Raw genomic sequence first — 16,839 nt, forward strand, 5'->3', positions numbered from 1 at the left:
CTGGGTGATGGAACTCTATACCTACTACCGTTCCACTTCGTCGTATCGGGTGCGTATCGCGTTGGCGCTCAAGGGCCTGGATTTTCAGGCGGTACCGGTCAACCTGCTGGTGCCCAAGGGCGGCGCCAATCGTCAGCCGGAGTACCTGAGGATCAACCCGCAAGGTCGCGTGCCGGCCTTGCGTACCGAGGATGGCGAACTGTTGATTCAGTCGCCAGCGATCATCGAATACCTGGAGGAGCGTTATCCACAGGCGCCATTGCTCTCCCGCGACCTGGCGACCCGTGCCCACGAGCGGGCGGTGGCCTCGATCATCGGTTGCGATATCCACCCGTTGCACAACTCCAGCACGCAGAACCTGTTGCGCCAGTGGGGGCATGACGAGGCGCAAGTGCTGGAATGGATCGGCAATTGGATCCGCCAAGGGCTTGGGGCTGTGGAGCAGTTGATTGGGGATCAGGGCTATTGCTTTGGCGAGCAGCCGGGGATGGCAGATGCCTTTCTGATTCCGCAGGTGTATGCAGCCGAGCGGTTCAAGGTGTCGTTGGCGGCGTACCCACGGATTCGGCGAGTGGCGGCGCTGGCTGCGCAGCATCCGGCGTTTGTTCAGGCCCATCCTGCCAACCAACCTGATACCCCGCCAGCGTAAGAAAAACCGCCCCGCATGAGGGCGGACACACCATAAAAACAATACAGGTACCTTGCGATGCACAATCAGATTGCCAGCTTTCGCGCGGCACTCGACGCCCAGCCGGTGTCGCGCTACCAGTGGTTGATTCTCCTGCTGTTGGCGTTGCTGCTGGTCACTGACGGCTATGACGCTCAGGTCCTGGGTTACGTGGTGCCCGCACTGGCCAATGATTGGGGGCTGGAAAAGGCCGCGTTCGGCCCAGTGTTCAGCGCCAATCTGCTGGGGTTGACCCTCGGTTCCCTGGCCGTGACGCCGCTGGCGGACCGGTTCGGCGTGCGGCGCATCCTGCTGTGCTGCGTGCTGATCTACGCCAGCCTCACGCTGCTGATGGTGTTTGCCGACTCGCTCAACACCTTGATGGCGGCACGCTTTATCTGTGGTATCGGCATGGGCGGCGCGATGCCCAGTGCCATGGCCTTGATGTCGGATTACTCACCACCGCGCCTGCGTACCTTGATGGTGACACTGGCTGCTTGTGGTTTCTCTTTCGGTGGCGCAGCGGGCGGGTTTGTCGCCGCCGGGTTTATCGACAGTTTTGGCTGGCAAGCGGTGTTCCTGGCCGGTGGCGTGACGCCGTTGCTGCTGTTCCCGTTCCTGGCGTGGTTGTTGCCCGAATCCTTGCCACGTCTGCTGCGTGACAAGCCTCCTTATGCGCGCCTGCAAAAAGTCACCGCGCAGATGCTTCCAGGCTGGCAAGCACCGCCAGCCAGCGAAGAAGAAAATCGCCAGGAGCAGGGCAGCAAATTGACAGTGGTGGAGTTGTTTCGCCATGGTTATGCCCGACCGACCTTGCTGATTTGGGCGACCTTCTTTGTCAGCCTGATCCTGCTCTATTTCATGATCAGCTGGTTGCCATCGCTGCTGCTGGAAAGCGGCTTGGGCTTGAACGAAGCTAATCTGGTGACCTCGATGTTCCTGTTCGCCGGGACCCTGGGCGCTATCGGCATGGCCTGGTTCGCCGACCGCCTGAAAAGCAAAGTGCGCCTGCTGTCCGGCGTGTTGGCCGCGGCGGCGCTGTGCACCATTCTGTTGGGTTTGAATCACGACACCCCGCGCTACCTGGTGGCCAGCGTGTTTGCGGCCGGCTTCTGCATCATCGGCGGCCAGTTGACCCTCAATGCCTTCGCCAGCAACTTCTACCCGGCCCACGTGCGCGCCACTGGCACCGGCTGGGCGTTGGGAGTCGGTCGTTTTGGTTCGATTCTGGGGCCACTGTTTGGCAGCATGCTGCTGGCGATGCACATCCCGGTGCAGCAGATTTTCTTCTTCTGCGCGATCCCCGCGGTGATTGCGGCGTTGTTGATCATTCAGGTGCGTTCGCCTGAGGCCCGGGGGCCGAAGAGTCCGCTGCACAGAGATATTCTCAAGAACCCGATCAAATCCTGAGTCAGGCTGCGATCAAATAATGTAAGCGCTGTCGAGCCTTGGCGAGGCTGCGATGGGAGCAACGCGGTTTAACATTCAGGCCATGCCATCCGCCTCTTAATGCACCACTGAATTGGGCGGCAAATGCCCCAGCCGCTCAGTCAGGCGCAGTCGTTGGATCGGGTCTTCACTGAGCATCAGCGCATGCTCCAAGTCAAAGCGCTCGGCATTCGGGCAGTCCAGGCGCTGATACAAGCTGGCCCTGGCCAGGTAATCGGCAGCGCTGGCATTGCCCAGTTCGAGCACTCGCTCAGCGTCCACCAGGGCGGCCAGGTGATTGTCGTTGGACAGGTGCAGTTGGCGCAGGTTACGCGACAGCCGTTGCAGGATCTGCCGAGGTTCGGCGGTGTGCAAGTGATCGGCTTGCAGCTTGAGGTTCGGCCCATATTGGCGTTGCAGCAGTTCGCGGCAATCGCTGGGGTACAAGCGTCTGCCACCGCAAGGGTCCAGTAGATGATCAGCGCCAGATACTCGCAGCAGGAAGTGCCCCGGAAAGTTCACCCCGACCATGGGAATGTCCAGGCGCCGCGCCAGTTCCAGGGCGATCAACCCAAGGGCCAATGGCTGCCCGCGCAGGCGTTGCAAGACTTTGTCCAATAGGGCAGCAGCGGGGCGCAGTGGGGTGTAGTCATCCTGGGCGAACCCCAGGTCGTTCATTCGCCGCAACAATGGCTGGCCAAGCTCATCGGCTGGCAGTATCGGCATGCTGAGGCTGATCCGCTGCTGCAGCAGCTTGAAGTCGTGCAGGATGGTCAGTGGTTCCACGGTCGGGTCATGCTCGGCAGCAATCCACAGCGCTGCTTCAAACAGCGCGGGCGGTGACCGGTCCAGACAGGCAAAAAAGGCTTGGCGGGGATTCATCACTTTCTCCGACGGATGTCCCGTTTTAGCCTTGCTGTGAAGTTTCGTCCAGTCTCTTGAAAAGCGTCCTATCTGGTTATGTCGTAAAGCCCGTAAAACCGACCGGCTTATTCCGGCGTACTTCGGCAAGCTTTCACCGACAGCCTATACTTAGCGACTACAAGAAGTGATTCGGGAGCTAGACGATGTTTGCTCTCATGCACGGCACTCGCCTTGAATCGCTGCACCTGAGTGTTGACCCGGTGACCGGGTTGAAGGCGGTCATTGCCATTCATAGCAGCCGCCTGGGGCCCGCCCTGGGTGGTTGTCGCTACCTTGCCTATCCGGACGATGAAAGTGCCGTAGCGGATGCTGCGCGCCTGGCCCAGGGTATGAGCTACAAGGCCGCCCTGGCCGGCTTGCCTGTGGGCGGTGGCAACGCGGTGATCATTCGCCCCGCCCATGTGGAAAGCCGTTCGGCGCTGTTCGAAGCCTTCGGTCGCTGCATTGAACAACTCGACGGCCGCTACATCACCGCCATCGACAGCGGTACCTCCGTGGCCGATATGGATTGCATCGCCCAACAAACTCGCTACGTCACCAGCACCACTGCCGCTGGCGACCCATCACCCCATGCCGCCATGGGAGTATTTGCCGGCATCCGTACCACTGCCATGGCGCGCCTGGGCAGCGATAACCTGGAAGGCTTGCGGGTGGCAATCCAGGGCCTGGGCAATGTGGGTTTCGCCCTGGCTGAGCAACTGCATGCTGCTGGCGCTGAATTGCTGGTCAGCGATATCGACCACGGCAAGGTACAACTGGCCATGGAACAACTGGGCGCCCACCCGATTGCCAACGACGCCTTGCTCAGCACCCCGTGCGACATCCTCGCACCCTGCGGCCTGGGCGCGGTACTCAACCGCCTAAGCGTCGCCCAGTTGCGTTGCGCGGCGGTGGCCGGCTCCGCCAGCGCCCAGTTGACCAACCTGCAAGTGGCCGACCAACTGGAAGGTCGCGGCATCCTTTACGCCCCGGACTATGTGATCAACTCCGGCGGGCTGATCTACGTCGCCCTAAAGCACGGCGGTGCAGAGCTTTCGACCATCACTGCTCACCTGTCGAACATCGGCACCCGCCTGACCGAAGTCTTCGCCCATGCCCAGGCTGAAAAACGCTCGCCCGCGCGGGTGGCGGATGAGTTGGCGGAGCGCTTGTTGTACCGCTGAGCTGTTTGTACAAAAGCCAGGCATTAAAAAGGCCCTGAACCAATGATTCAGGGCCTGTTCAATTCTGGCTTTATTCCGCCGGCGGGTTCAGCAACTCGGACAGCGCGTCCGGTTGGCTCTTGAACGCCTTGGCAAACACATCGCGATTCTTCGCCATGTAGATCCCGGCTTCCTCCACCTGCTGCTCGCTCAGGGACGGCACGGCTTTTTGCAACACTTCTGCCAGCAACTCGGCGAGTTCAAGCATTTTGTCATGACGGTCAGCTTCGGCTTTATCCATGAACAAACGCTCCAGATCTCGGCTGCTGCGGTATACCACTTCGACGGCCATTCACCACCTCACATGCCTTCACGATAGTTGTCTATTGCGACCACTGTATTTATATACAGCTAAAAGGATAAGCCAATCCACGGGGTTTGGATAGCAGCTTTTTAATGTAGTCGGGAAATGACATTTGTCAGCTGTCTGATTGCCGCATCGATGCACCGTGACAGCAAGATAAATGCCTCATATCATCCCGCCACCCTCTCACTCTGCGGTCTCTGGCCTTTTTTCTGCATGCAGAGAAATCGTCATATCCCCCCGCCATTATCCGGTCGGGGCGATTTGCAGGAAGCGTGGCGTGGGCATCGGCTTGCGGTTGGTTAATTTTTGTACGGCGGTGGTGAGCAATGACAGAATTGAAATGGGCTGAAAAACTGCGCAAAAGCTTGCATGCGAACGCGGATTCGCTGGGCAATCTGGCGGTGGAGGCGTTTCACTATCTGGCGCTTTTCGGTATTGGCGCGATCACTGCCTATGCAGCGGTTCTGACCTTTATCGAGATGCTGTCCAAGGGCAGCATCAAGGTTGATGACATTTTGCTGCTGTTTATCTATCTGGAATTGGGGGCGATGGTCGGTATCTATTTCAAGACCAACCATATGCCCATCAGGTTTCTGCTTTACGTGGCCATTACCGCATTGACGCGGCTGTTGATCGGCGATGTTTCGCACCATAACGCCCCGGACCTGGGGATCATCTACCTGTGTGGCGGTATTCTGCTGTTGGCTTTTGCGATCTTGGTGGTGCGTTTTGCATCGTCCCGATACCCGTCTGTAAAGGATAAGTCGGAGCAGTGAGCTAAATTCCGGCGGCCAGCGGCGGCTGGCGGTTGGGCGGTTGTTGCAACACCTTGTGATTATCCCCATCCGTCATCACCGCCAGAATCTCCATGGCGCTATGCCCCTGTTCGATGGCAATACCGAACTGCACACTTTGCACCAGCCGCTTGAGTCGTTGCGGGTCGTTGCGTTGTGCGGCGCTGATCATGCGTTTGGCGACCACGCCGTCATCGTCGGAGAGGGTCAGCATAATGCTGCCGTCCAGGCGCTGGATGCTCAGGTTGACCCGGTATTTGGGCGTGAACGTGTCAGTGATGACCTGAAAAGGATTGTCCATTGTGCGTTACCGCCTGATAAGAACGTGCAGTCATTGACGACCGGTGTCGGGATTAGTTCGTGCTACCGGACCACTGGCCATTCACTCGCTGAGGTTTTCACAACGTCCGTTTTCCTCAGTAGCTGTACAGCAAGGGGCGTGCCGTATAAGGCGCCGCCTCGACATTGCGGTATAAAAAAGGAGAGCCCTGAGGCCCGCCTTTTCAGGGGTGATCCGTTTCAGGGCATAAACGAGAAAACGATCGCAGACAGCGCAATCAGCCCGATCAACACCACGAACACGTTAGATACCTGGCCCGAATACTGGCGCAAAGATGGCACTCGACGGATCGCGTACATCGGCATCAGGAACAGCAGGCAGGCGATGATCGGCCCGCCCAGGGTTTCGATCATGCCCAGGATGCTCGGGTTGAAGGTCGCCACAGCCCAGCAGGTCAGGATCATGAACAGCGCGGTGCAGCGTTCCAGCCAACGGGAAGACAGGGTTTTATTACGGCTGCGCAGGGATTTGACGATCAGGCCCTGGAAGCCTTCGCTGGCGCCGATGTAGTGGCCCAGGAAGGATTTGGTGATCGCCACCAGTGCGATCAACGGCGCGGCGTAGGCAATGAGCGGGGTCTGGAAGTGGTTCGCCAGGTAGGACAGGATCGAAATGTTCTGGGCTTTCGCCGCTGCCAGGTCGGCCGGTGACAGCGCCAGTACGCAACTGAAGCAGAAGAACATCACCGTCAGCACCATCATGCAGTGGGCGATGGCCAGGATGCCGCTGCTTTTGCGCTCGGCTTGAGGGCCGTAGACGCGCTTCTGGTCGACGGCGAAGGCGGAGATGATCGGCGAGTGGTTGAAGGAAAACACCATCACCGGGATCGCCAGCCACAGGGTCTTGAAGAACAGCGGCAATGACATGCCTTCGCTGGCGGAGGCAAAAAATGCGCCGTTCCAGTTGGGGATCAGGCTCAGGCCGAGTAACAGCAAGGCGGCGACGAATGGGTAGACCAACACGCTCATGGCCTTGACGATCACACCCTGGCCGCAACGCACGATGGCCATCAGGCCAAGGATCAACGCCAGCGACAGGATCGCCCGGGGCGGCGGCGTCATGTGCAGTTGGTGTTCCATGAAACTGCTGAGGGTGTTGGTCAGTGCCACGCTGTACACCAGCAGGATCGGGAAGATCGCGAAGAAGTACAGCAGGGTGATCAGCTTGCCGGCGCCGATGCCGAAGTGTTCTTCCACCACTTCGGTGATGTCGCCGGATTTGCCCGACAATACAAAGCGCGTCAGCCCACGGTGGGCGAAGAAGGTCATCGGAAAGGCCAGCAATGCCAGCACCATCAACGGCCAGAAGCCGCCGACTCCGGCATTGATGGGCAGGAACAAGGTGCCGGCACCGATGGCGGTGCCGTACAGGCCGAGCATCCAGGTAGTGTCGTGTTTGTTCCAGCCTGTTGTAACGGTGGTTGGCGTCAGGTCTACAGCGGAATTTTCGGCAGCGGGTGTACGTCCATCGGTCATCGTTATTGCCTCGTTATTGTTTTTACGCGGGCTCACGTGGGGCGGTTAGGGAATGCTCCTCAGCACTCCACCCAGCTCACGGCCAAGCCGCCCCGTGAAGTTTCTTTGTATTTGTCGTGCATGTCGGCGCCGGTGTCGCGCATGGTGCGGATCACCCGGTCTAGGGAAATGAAGTGTTTGCCGTCGCCGCGCAGGGCCATTTGGGTGGCGTTGATGGCTTTGACGGCGGCGATGGCGTTGCGCTCGATGCATGGCACCTGGACAAGGCCGCCAACCGGGTCGCAGGTCAGGCCGAGGTTGTGTTCCAGGCCGATTTCGGCGGCGTTTTCCAGTTGTTCGGGGGATGCGCCGAGTATGTCTGCCAGGCCGGCGGCGGCCATGGCGCAGGCCGAGCCGACTTCGCCCTGGCAGCCGACTTCGGCGCCGGAGATCGAGGCGTTTTTCTTGCAGAGAATGCCGACGGCCGCCGCTGCCAGGAAGAAATTGATCACGTCGTCGTCAGAGGCTTCGGCGTTGAATTTCATGTAGTAATGCAGCACCGCCGGAATGATCCCGGCCGCGCCATTGGTGGGCGCGGTGACCATGCGCCCGCCGGCGGCGTTTTCTTCGTTGACGGCGAGGGCGAACAGGTTGACCCACTCCATCGCCGACAACGTCGACGTGATGACATTGGGTTTGCCGATTTCCAGCAGACTGCGGTGCAGTTTCGCCGCGCGCCGTGGCACGTCCAGGCCGCCAGGCAAGATGCCTTCGTGACGCAATCCCTGCTCGACGCACTCGCGCATCACCGACCAGATATGCAATAGGCCGCTGCGAATATCGGCATCACTGCGCCAGGCCCGTTCGTTGGCCATCATCAGTTCGGAAACCCGCAGGCCGTGCTTTTTGCACAAGGCCAGCAGTTCGACGGCGCTGGAGAAATCGTAGGGCAATTCCACATCGCTGGTGGGCGCAATGCCTGATTCAGCTTCCTGCGCTTCGATAATGAAACCGCCGCCTATCGAGTAGTACGTCTGCTCGCTCAATAAGCCGTTTTTCCCATAGGCGTGCAGGGACATGGCGTTGGGGTGGTAGGGCAGGGTTTCATCCAGCAGCAGGAGGTCGTGTTGCCAGTTGAAGGCAATCGACGTTTTGCCGGCGAGCTGCAATTGACCAGACTCGCGCAACTGCTGGATGCGTGGACTAATCGAGGTGGGATCGATGCTGTCGGGCCATTCGCCCATCAGTCCCATCACGCACGCGCGGTCGGTGGCATGGCCAACGCCGGTGGCGGAGAGAGAGCCATACAAACGGATCTCCACCCGTCGGGTTTCATCCAGCAATTGTTGGTCAACCAGGGCCTGGGCGAAGGACGCCGCTGCCCGCATCGGACCGACAGTATGAGAGCTGGACGGGCCGATACCCACCTTGAACAGGTCGAAAACGCTGATAGCCATGCTAAAGCCTTACAATCAATGGAGTAGGAATCGCTGCCATGTTTTGTAGGACCAGCGGCATTGGCGCGATAGTGTCCCTCTAGCCCTGCACTGACCAACGACTTATCCTAAGACACCCTTTAGCAGGACTAAACCCTATGATCCGTCCTCTGCATGCCCAGACTTACGTTTGGTTGCATGTGTTTTCCTGCGCAGCCCGGCATTTGTCGTTCACCCGCTGTGCCGAAGAACTGCACATCACGCCGGGTGCGGTCAGCCAGCAGGTTCGCCAGTTGGAGGAGCGCCTGGGCTTTCGTCTGTTTCATCGACGGGCACGCGGTGTTGAGTTAACGACCGAAGGGCAGCGACTGGCGATTACCGTGGGCGAGGCTTACGGCAACATCGATGCCGAGCTGCAGCGCCTGGACGCCGGGATGATCAGCGGCACCTTGCGCCTGCGCTCGATTCCGTCGTTTCTTGGCAAGTGGCTGACTCCAAGGCTGCCGCGTTTGCAGCAGCGCTTCCCGGATATTCAACTGCGCATGGTGGCCGAAGACAGCAGCATTGCCCTGCACGAGGGCGACTTTGACCTGGCCATCGATCTCAATGACGGCAGCTATCCCGGTTTGTTATCCACACCCCTGCTGGATGAACAGATTTTTCCGGTGTGCGCGCCGAGCTTGTTGCGCGGCCGGCCGCCGCTGCACGGCCCGGCAGACCTGGTGCATTTCCCGCTGCTGCACGACATCACTGCCTGGCGTGGGAGTTATGAATATGCGGAGTGGGAGTTTTACCTGAATGCTATTGGTCATGACGCGGCTGATGCCCGGCGCGGGCATACCTTCAACCGCAACCACCTGACCATCGAAGCCGCCATCGCGGGCATGGGCGTGGCCATTGCCCGGCGAACCTTGCTCAATGATGAACTGGAGCGCGGCACCTTGATCGTACCGTTCGGCATCGCCGTGCCTAATCACAAACGTTACATGCTGCTGTATGCGCCGGGCGCGCTGAGCCATCCAGGCGTACGTGAGATGCATGACTGGCTGGTGGAGGAGGCGGGGATTTTTTGTGCATTGAACCCCTTGAGCGAGGGGCAACTGTAAGGAAATGGGAACGTAAGAAGATGTAACCAACTCCCCACCCTAACAGTGCTTTTGGTTGTTGTCAGACTTAATTTGTAATGTGGAATTTATCTTTGCCAAGGGCTTGAATTGTTCCTCGGTCTGCTCAATTGTGTAATCAAGAGGTCATGGTTTCACCGCATCGGTGTTGCAATTTGTGATCTCTCGCGAGCTAGCTGAAATAAGGGAAAAACTATGCAAATCCTAGTCAATAGCGATAACCATATTGAAAGCAGCATCCGACTGGAGGAGTGGGTACGTACTACCATTGAGAGCACGCTCGAACGTTATGAAGAGGACCTGACCCGCGTCGAGGTTTACCTGCGCGATGAGAACGGCGACAAGCCCGGTCCACACGATTTGAGTTGCCAACTGGAAGCACGACCAAAGGGCCATCAACCGCTTTCGGTCTCCCATAAAGCCGATACGCTGGAACAGGCGATCGATGGGGCAGCCGTCAAGCTGGAACGTGCGCTGGACCATCTGTTCGGCAAAATTCAGGGTAAACCGCGTGCCAAGAGCGCGCCGGATAAAGCGGTCAATGAGGCCGCGCTTGAAGAGGAATTCCTGGAAAACGAACAAGCTACGCTTAACAGCTGATAGCTGACACTTTTTTCAACCCCAATGAAAACGGGCCTGCCAATGCAGGCCCGTTTTCGTTCTGGCTTTTAGAACGCCACCGACGTCTGCACGTATACCGGCGCTTCATCCGTTCTCTTTTGCTTATGAGAATATTTATCATTAGACTCGCGCCCTGACGAATCAGGCGCTCCAGGCATGAAAAGCAAAGCATCACTCCCTCTTTCCTACCGTCTCGGCGTGACGTCGCGGTTGCTGGCGGCTGTCGTGGGTGGTTACTTGCTGGCATCCCTGGCCAGCGTCTGCATGAGCTTGTGGCTGCCGCTGTCCCGGGTCGATGCGGTGGTCAGCGGAATGCTGAGTTCGTTCGTGTTCTACCTGCTGGTGGTGATCTGGTGTTTTGCCTGCCGCAGAGCCACCCACGCCTGGTTTGGCGTGTTGGTGCCCAGTGCGGTGTTGGCCACCCTGGCGGGCCTGGCGTACTGGATGGCCCGACCATGAAAGAGGGATTTCGTCAGGCCATGGCCTGGTTGCACACCTGGAGTGGATTGATTTTCGGCTGGCTGCTGTTCGCGATTTTCCTGACCGGCACCCTGGCCTATTTCAAGGACGAAATTACCCACTGGATGCAACCGGAAGTGCAGGCGCACGCCATTGATGACGCCCGCAGCCTGGCCTTGGCGCAAAACTATCTGCAACAACAGGCGCCCACCGCCGCCCGTTGGTTTATCAACTTGCCCACTAGCCGCGAGCCAGGCCTGTCCGTGAGGTGGCAAGACAAGGTTGACCCCGGCAGGCGCGGCAACTTCATCGAAAAACTCCTCGATCCGGTTACAGGCAATCAAATCCAGGCACGGGAAAGCATGGGCGGCGAGTTCTTCTACCGCTTCCACTTCCAGTTGCAGATGCCACATCCCTGGGGCCGCTGGCTGTCGACGATTGCCGCGATGGTGATGTTTATCGCGCTGATCAGCGGGATCATCACCCACAAGAAAATCTTCAAGGACTTCTTCACCTTCCGCCCGCGCAAGGGCCAGCGCTCCTGGCTCGACGGGCATAACGCGGTGGGCGTGTTGGTGCTGCCGTTCCACCTGATGATCACCTACAGCAGCCTGGTGATTTTCATGAGCATGGTTATGCCAGCGAGCATCGTTGCTTCCTACGGCGACGACACCCGGGCATTTTTCAATGATGTATTCCCGGCCACCAACAACGCCCCGGCCCTCGGCCAACCGGCTCAACTGCTGCCCTTGGGGCCGATGGTGGAGCAGGCGCGGGCGCAGTGGGCGGGTGGACATGTTGGGCGGCTGGGGGTGAACAATCCGAGTGATGTGAATGCTTCGGTCAATGTGTTTCGCGCCGGTTTCGACCGGGTGGTGCATGACTTCGGCAGCACTGTGTCCTTCAATGGCGTGACTGGCGAGATGCTCAAGGTCAGCGCAGAACAATCCCTGCCCATGGCCATCGGCGGTAGTTTCTATGGCCTGCACATGGGCCATTTCGCCGGCCCGGTGTTGCGCTGGTTGTACTTTATTTTTGGCCTGGCGGGCACGGCGATGATCGGCACCGGGCTGGTGCTCTGGCTGGGCAAGCGCCAACTCAAGCACGCCAATACCGGTGTGATGCCGTTTGAATTGCGCCTGGTTGAAGTGCTGAACATTGCCAGCATGTCTGGGCTGATGATCGCCATCGCCGCCTTTTTCTGGGCCAACCGCTTGCTGCCGGTAAGCTTCGCCGAGCGTTCGGACTGGGAAGTGCAGAGTTTCTTTATCGCCTGGGGCCTGACGCTGTTGCACGCAATCGTGCGTCGCGGTCGCCGGGCCTGGGTCGAGCAATTGGGCTTGGCCGCCTTGTTGTTTATCGCCGTGCCGTTGCTCAACGCGCTGACTACCACCGAGCACCTGGGCGTGTCTCTGGCCAAGGGCGATTGGGCCATGGCCGGCTTTGACTTGACGTGCCTGGGCAGTGGCGTGTTCCTCGCCTGGGCCGCCTGGAAAATGCAGCGGCGCACGGTCGCTCACAAAACCCTGCGCACCCGCCCGTTGACCCTCAAGGGCGAGGTGACTTGATGCTGCTGGCACTGTTGCTGTGTTACGCCGGGTTTAGCGCGTTGTGTTTGTCCACGGATCGCCACCACGGCGAGTTGCTGCACAGTAAACCCTCGCCTCGTCGGCGCTTGTGTCTACGGGGCGGCGGCTGGTTGCTATTGATCGTGTCAATCTGGCCAGCGGTGCAGGTGGCTGGTTGGGGCCAGGGCCTGGTGGAGTGGTGCGCAGTGCTGATGCTCAGTGCGTTGCTGCTGGTGTTGCTGTTGCCGTATCGGCCAAGGCTGGCCTTGATCCTCGCGGGCGTTGGTCTGCTGGCCAGTCCCGTCGCAGCCTTCGCGGCGTTCTGAGCAATTTATGATGATCACCACGCCGCCCGAATCCCAGGATCGTCAGCACGCTGAATCGACCGGCGGGCGCGCGCATTTTCTGCAGGTGTTCCTGTCCCAGCGCTCGCAGATGGAAGCGTTGGTCAGCCGTCGCGTCGGATGTCGGGCGACGGCAGCGGACCTGGTGCAGGATTTGTTCCTGCGCTTCTGGCGCCGGCCGCTGGTGCAGGTCGAAGAACTCAGCACCTACCTGCTGCGCTGCGCCGGCAACATCGCCATCGACCATTTACGCAGCGAAGGCGCGCGGGTGCGCGGCAATGAAGGCTGGTTGCCGGAGCAACCAGACCATCACGGTTGCGAGCCCCAGGCTGCCCTGGAAGCTGGCAACGACCTGCGTCAGGTCGAAGCCGCCTTGCGTAGTTTGCCGGAGCGCACGCGACAGATCTTTTTGCTTAACCGCATCCACGGTCGCAAGTACGCCGAAATTGCCAAGGCCATGGGCCTGTCCCAAAGTGCAGTGGAAAAACATATGATGCGTGCCCTCGACGCCTGCAAAGCCAGCCTGCGGGAATCGTCGCCTCCGCGCTTGCCAGGGAAAGCACCGTGATCAGCACTGTCCGCGTCACCCCGACGCCTGACCAGGAACAGGCCGCACTCGCTTGGCTGAGCCTGCTGCATGACCAGCCCAGCAGTGGCGACCAAGCTACGTTTAGCCGCTGGCTGCGTGCCGACCCGGCCCACGTCGAGGCCTACTCCCAGGCCCAGGTGCTGTGGGAATTGAGTGAAGTGCCGGCCAGCAAACTGGCGGATGAAGAGGCTCTGGCGTTGCAGGGTTATCTGAATACGATGAACCGTGCGAAGCGCTCAAGCGTGCGCCGTTGGTCTGGGGCGTTGGCCATGGCCGCGTGCCTGTTGTTGATGGTGTCTGTCGGTGCCGGTTGGCAGCCAGGGCGCTGGGTCGATGACTTTGGCGCCGATTACGTCACGGGTACCGGCGAAGTCAAAACCGTCACCCTGGCGGATCAAACCCAAGTCACCCTCGATGCCGACAGCGCCATTACCGTGGATTTCAGTCACGGTGAGCGTCATATTCAGCTGCGCCGTGGCGCCGGTTTTTTCAACGTGACCCACACCGGGAAACCCTTCGTGGTCGAAGCGGGCAGCGGCGAAACGCGGGTCTTGGGTACGCAATTTGAAGTGCGCCTGCAACCGGCGGGCGCCGAGGTGACGGTGTTGTCCGGTCGCGTTGGTGTTGCGCCATCCAAGACAGGCACCCAACAAATGCTCACCGCAGGCCAGCAAGTGGCCTACGCCGCCGGTATCGCCGATGAGCTGCATGCCGTTGACAGCGAGTCCCGCCTGGCCTGGCGCGACGGCTGGCTCAACTATTACAAGACGCCCATGGCCGATGTGGTGAAGGATCTGGCGCGCTATTACCCAGGCCGAATCCTGTTGCTCAACGACGAACTCGGCGCCCGACGGGTCAGCGGCAGCTTCCCGAGCAAAGACCCCCAGGCGGTGCTCAATGCGTTGCAAGCGGTGCTTGGGTTTGAGCAGCACAATGTGTTGGGGCGGGTAGTTGTGCTGCGCTGAGGGTTTTGAAATTATTTTCAAATTCCCGTGAGGTAAACCCACCGCCCATCCGTGTAGTGTTTGAAACTGCGATTAATTCGCATTAACAGCGTTTTTACACACGGGTTCTCACCATGAAGTCCAGGGCAAAGTCGACGACACGCGGTTCGGTTAAACAATGGCTGGGAGCCTCGATATTGGCGGTTTCGGGGTTGGCGTTGTTGCCCTTGAGCGTGGCGCGGGCGGCGGACGCTGAGCAGCAGAGTGCGCTGTTCAGCTTTGCTTTGGCGGCCAAGCCGTTGCCCCAGGCCTTGAGCGATTTCAGTCGCGTCACCGGCATCAGCGTGGTCTATACCGACGAAGCACCCTACGGCCTCAAAGCCCCGGCAGTCAGTGGCCGGATGAGCGCAACCCAGGCCATGCAGCGTTTGCTGGGCAACTCGGGGTTTACCTTCCGCCAGATCGACGCCCGCACCCTGGCCCTCGAACCGCTGCCCACCGAAGGCGCAGTAAACCTGGGTGCCACCACCATCAGCGGTGACAGTCAGCAGCAAGCCACCACCAGTTATCAGCCGCCGCCCACCAGTTCGGTGATGCGCTCCCACGGCCTGCTGCTGGAAACTCCGCAAACCGTCAACGTGGTACCGGCCCAGGTGATGCGCGACCAACTGCCGCGCAACCTCGACGATGCCTTGGCCAACATCAGCGGCATCACCCAATCCAACACCTTGGGCAGTACCCAGGACGCGGTGATGTTGCGCGGCTTTGGCGACAACCGTAACGGCTCGATCATGCGCGACGGCATGCCCGTGGTGCAGGGGCGTGCCCTGAATGAAACCGCCGAACGCGTGGAAGTGCTCAAGGGTCCGGCCTCGTTGTTGTACGGCATCCAAGACCCCGGCGGCGTGGTCAATATTGTCAGCAAGAAGCCTGAACTCACTCAATCCACGGCCCTGACCGTGCGCGGCTCGACCTTCGGTGACGGCAAGAATGGCAGCGGTGGCAACCTCGATACCACCGGCCCTATCGGCGACACTGGCCTGGCCTACCGTTTGATCGTCGACCATGAAGACGAAGACTACTGGCGCAACTACGGCACCCACCGCGAAAGCCTGGTCGCGCCGTCCCTGGCCTGGTACGGCGACAGCACCAAGCTGCTGCTGGCCTACGAGCACCGCGAATTTCTCTCGCCGTTCGACCGTGGCACTGCCATTGACCCCAACACCAACCATCCGCTGGACATCCCGGCGACTCGCCGCCTGGATGAGCCGTTCAACAACATGGAAGGCCGCTCCGACCTGTACCGCTTCGAAGCTGATCACGATTTGAACGACGACTGGAAAGCCCACTTCGGCTACAGCTGGAACCGCGAAACCTACGACGCCAGCCAGGTGCGCGTGAGCAAGGTCAACGCCAACGGCACCCTGACCCGCAGCATGGACGGCACCCAGGGCGCGCTGACCACTGACCGCTTCACCACCGCCAGCCTCGAAGGCAAGGTCGACGTGTTGGGCATGCGCCATGACGTGGTGTTCGGGCTGGACGACGAGTACCGCAAGATCTACCGTGCCGACCTGATTCGCCAGGCCAGCCGCAGCACCTTCAGCTACACCGACCCGGTCTATGGTCGTGAAGTCGCCGGCAGCACCGTCAGTGCGCCGGACAGCAACCAGACCGATCTGTTGCGCAGTGACTCGGTATTCTTCCAGGACGCCATCCACCTCACCGAGCAGTGGATTCTGGTGGGCGGGGCGCGCTTCCAGGAGTACGACCAATACGCCGGCAAAGGTCGCCCATTCACCGCCAACACCGACAGCAACGGCCAGAAATGGGTGCCTCGCGCCGGGCTGGTGTACCGCTACACCGACGAACTGTCGTTCTACGGCAGCTACACCGAGTCGTTCAAACCCAACTCGACCATCGCCCCGCTGGGCAACAAGAGCGTGATCGACGGCAGCATCGCCCCGGAGGAGTCCAAGTCCTGGGAGCTGGGCGCCAAGCTCGATATGCCGGGTCGCATCACCGCCAGCGCGGCATTGTTTGATATCGACAAGCGCAACGTGCTGGTGTCCGTCGTCGAAGGCGCGACCTCAATCTACAGCGTCGCCGGCAAGGTGCGCTCCCGTGGCCTGGAAATGGACCTGAGCGGCCAGTTGACCGACCAGTGGAGCCTGATCGGCAGTTACGCTTACACGGATGCCGAGGTGACCGAAGACCCGACCTACCAAGGCAAACGCCTGCAGAACGTGGCGAAAAATACCGGCTCTGTATCAGCGGTGTATGACTTCGGCACCCTCGTCGGCGGCGACCAGCTGCGGGTCGGCGCCGGTGCCCGCTATGTCGGCGAGCGAGCCGGCGATGCCCTCAACAGTTTCGACCTGCCGGGCTACACCGTGGCCGATGCCTTCGCCACCTACGACACCAAGGTCGAAGGGCAGAAGGTCAAGCTCCAGCTCAACGTGAAGAACATCTTCGACCGCACTTACTACACCTCGGCGGTCAGCCGCTTGTTCGTGTCCATGGGCGATGCGCGGCAGGTATCGGTGTCCAGCACCCTGGAGTTCTAAGACAAGTGACAACCTGTGGCGAGCGGGCTCGCCACAAGGTTGTTGAGCTGCTAGCGTGGCCGTTTTTGATG

Annotated in this window: 17 protein-coding genes; 12 read left to right on the forward strand and 5 right to left on the reverse strand. The window is 60.1% G+C overall.

Annotated elements, in window-relative coordinates; translation table 11 throughout:
* The first annotated feature begins 7 nt into the window (after positions 1-7).
* Together maiA and ACZRJ6_RS10075 are read left to right on the forward strand one after the other, a co-directional pair.
* The gene (gene maiA, locus ACZRJ6_RS10070) at positions 8-649 is read left to right on the forward strand and encodes a maleylacetoacetate isomerase (RefSeq protein ID WP_463968030.1); all 642 of its coding nucleotides are present in this window, start codon (positions 8-10) and stop codon (positions 647-649) included.
* A gap of 57 nt (positions 650-706) precedes the next feature.
* Complete coding sequence (locus ACZRJ6_RS10075) at positions 707-2,077, forward strand: MFS transporter (RefSeq protein ID WP_463968031.1); 1,371 nt, start codon at positions 707-709, stop codon at positions 2,075-2,077.
* Positions 2,078-2,173: 96 nt separating this feature from the next.
* Here the strand turns inward: ACZRJ6_RS10075 and ACZRJ6_RS10080 are convergent, their stop codons facing one another.
* Complete coding sequence (locus ACZRJ6_RS10080) at positions 2,174-2,977, reverse strand: SirB1 family protein (protein WP_463968032.1); 804 nt, start codon at positions 2,975-2,977, stop codon at positions 2,174-2,176.
* A gap of 185 nt (positions 2,978-3,162) precedes the next feature.
* Between ACZRJ6_RS10080 and ACZRJ6_RS10085 the strand changes: the two genes are divergently transcribed.
* Positions 3,163-4,182, forward strand: a complete 1,020-nt coding sequence (locus tag ACZRJ6_RS10085) for a Leu/Phe/Val dehydrogenase (RefSeq protein ID WP_463968033.1) — start codon at positions 3,163-3,165, stop codon at positions 4,180-4,182.
* Positions 4,183-4,252: 70 nt separating this feature from the next.
* Here the strand turns inward: ACZRJ6_RS10085 and ACZRJ6_RS10090 are convergent, their stop codons facing one another.
* Entirely contained in the window at positions 4,253-4,513 is a 261-nt protein-coding gene (locus ACZRJ6_RS10090; RefSeq protein WP_010564043.1) for a YebG family protein, read from the reverse strand.
* 341 nt (positions 4,514-4,854) lie between these two features.
* On the opposite strand from ACZRJ6_RS10090, the gene ACZRJ6_RS10095 reads away from it, so the two are divergent.
* The gene (locus ACZRJ6_RS10095; RefSeq protein ID WP_463968034.1) at positions 4,855-5,304 is read left to right on the forward strand and encodes a phosphate-starvation-inducible protein PsiE; all 450 of its coding nucleotides are present in this window, start codon (positions 4,855-4,857) and stop codon (positions 5,302-5,304) included.
* Position 5,305: 1 nt separating this feature from the next.
* Here ACZRJ6_RS10095 and ACZRJ6_RS10100 read toward each other — a convergent pair whose 3' ends face one another.
* From ACZRJ6_RS10100 to ACZRJ6_RS10110, 3 genes are all read right to left on the reverse strand, one after another.
* Positions 5,306-5,623 (reverse strand): DUF3509 domain-containing protein, encoded by a 318-nt coding sequence (locus tag ACZRJ6_RS10100; protein ID WP_463968035.1) that lies wholly within the window; start codon positions 5,621-5,623, stop codon positions 5,306-5,308.
* A 218-nt stretch (positions 5,624-5,841) separates the two neighbouring features.
* Positions 5,842-7,137 (reverse strand): serine/threonine transporter, encoded by a 1,296-nt coding sequence (locus ACZRJ6_RS10105; protein ID WP_463968036.1) that lies wholly within the window; start codon positions 7,135-7,137, stop codon positions 5,842-5,844.
* 59 nt (positions 7,138-7,196) lie between these two features.
* Positions 7,197-8,573: an L-serine ammonia-lyase gene (locus tag ACZRJ6_RS10110; protein ID WP_463968037.1), complete on the reverse strand. Its 1,377-nt coding sequence runs from the start codon at positions 8,571-8,573 to the stop codon at positions 7,197-7,199.
* A 137-nt stretch (positions 8,574-8,710) separates the two neighbouring features.
* Here ACZRJ6_RS10110 and ACZRJ6_RS10115 point away from each other — a divergent pair, with 137 nt between their 5' ends.
* The 8 genes from ACZRJ6_RS10115 to ACZRJ6_RS10150 all read left to right on the forward strand — a co-directional run bounded on the left by ACZRJ6_RS10115 (position 8,711) and on the right by ACZRJ6_RS10150 (position 16,768).
* The gene (locus tag ACZRJ6_RS10115; protein ID WP_463968038.1) at positions 8,711-9,658 is read left to right on the forward strand and encodes a LysR substrate-binding domain-containing protein; all 948 of its coding nucleotides are present in this window, start codon (positions 8,711-8,713) and stop codon (positions 9,656-9,658) included.
* Positions 9,659-9,871: 213 nt separating this feature from the next.
* Positions 9,872-10,276: an HPF/RaiA family ribosome-associated protein gene (locus ACZRJ6_RS10120; RefSeq protein WP_463968039.1), complete on the forward strand. Its 405-nt coding sequence runs from the start codon at positions 9,872-9,874 to the stop codon at positions 10,274-10,276.
* A 177-nt stretch (positions 10,277-10,453) separates the two neighbouring features.
* Positions 10,454-10,756 (forward strand): DUF3649 domain-containing protein, encoded by a 303-nt coding sequence (locus ACZRJ6_RS10125; RefSeq protein ID WP_463968040.1) that lies wholly within the window; start codon positions 10,454-10,456, stop codon positions 10,754-10,756.
* Positions 10,753-12,324, forward strand: coding sequence for a PepSY-associated TM helix domain-containing protein (locus tag ACZRJ6_RS10130; RefSeq protein ID WP_463968041.1), 1,572 nt, complete (start codon positions 10,753-10,755; stop codon positions 12,322-12,324). Before ACZRJ6_RS10125 ends, ACZRJ6_RS10130 begins: the two co-directional genes overlap by 4 nt.
* The gene (locus tag ACZRJ6_RS10135; protein ID WP_463968042.1) at positions 12,324-12,650 is read left to right on the forward strand and encodes a DUF3325 domain-containing protein; all 327 of its coding nucleotides are present in this window, start codon (positions 12,324-12,326) and stop codon (positions 12,648-12,650) included. The genes ACZRJ6_RS10130 and ACZRJ6_RS10135 overlap by 1 nt, the downstream gene beginning before the upstream one ends.
* Positions 12,651-12,657: 7 nt before the next feature.
* On the forward strand, positions 12,658-13,236 hold the full coding sequence (locus tag ACZRJ6_RS10140; protein ID WP_463968043.1) for an RNA polymerase sigma factor: 579 nt from the start codon (positions 12,658-12,660) through the stop codon (positions 13,234-13,236).
* On the forward strand, positions 13,233-14,222 hold the full coding sequence (locus ACZRJ6_RS10145; protein ID WP_463968044.1) for a FecR family protein: 990 nt from the start codon (positions 13,233-13,235) through the stop codon (positions 14,220-14,222). Before ACZRJ6_RS10140 ends, ACZRJ6_RS10145 begins: the two co-directional genes overlap by 4 nt.
* A 113-nt stretch (positions 14,223-14,335) precedes the next feature.
* Positions 14,336-16,768 carry a TonB-dependent siderophore receptor gene (locus tag ACZRJ6_RS10150; RefSeq protein WP_463968045.1) on the forward strand — a complete coding sequence of 811 codons (2,433 nt, stop codon included), beginning with the start codon at positions 14,336-14,338 and terminating at the stop codon, positions 16,766-16,768.
* Positions 16,769-16,839: the final 71 nt, after the last annotated feature.

It is taken from the genome of Pseudomonas sp. C321 (assembly GCF_055407105.1).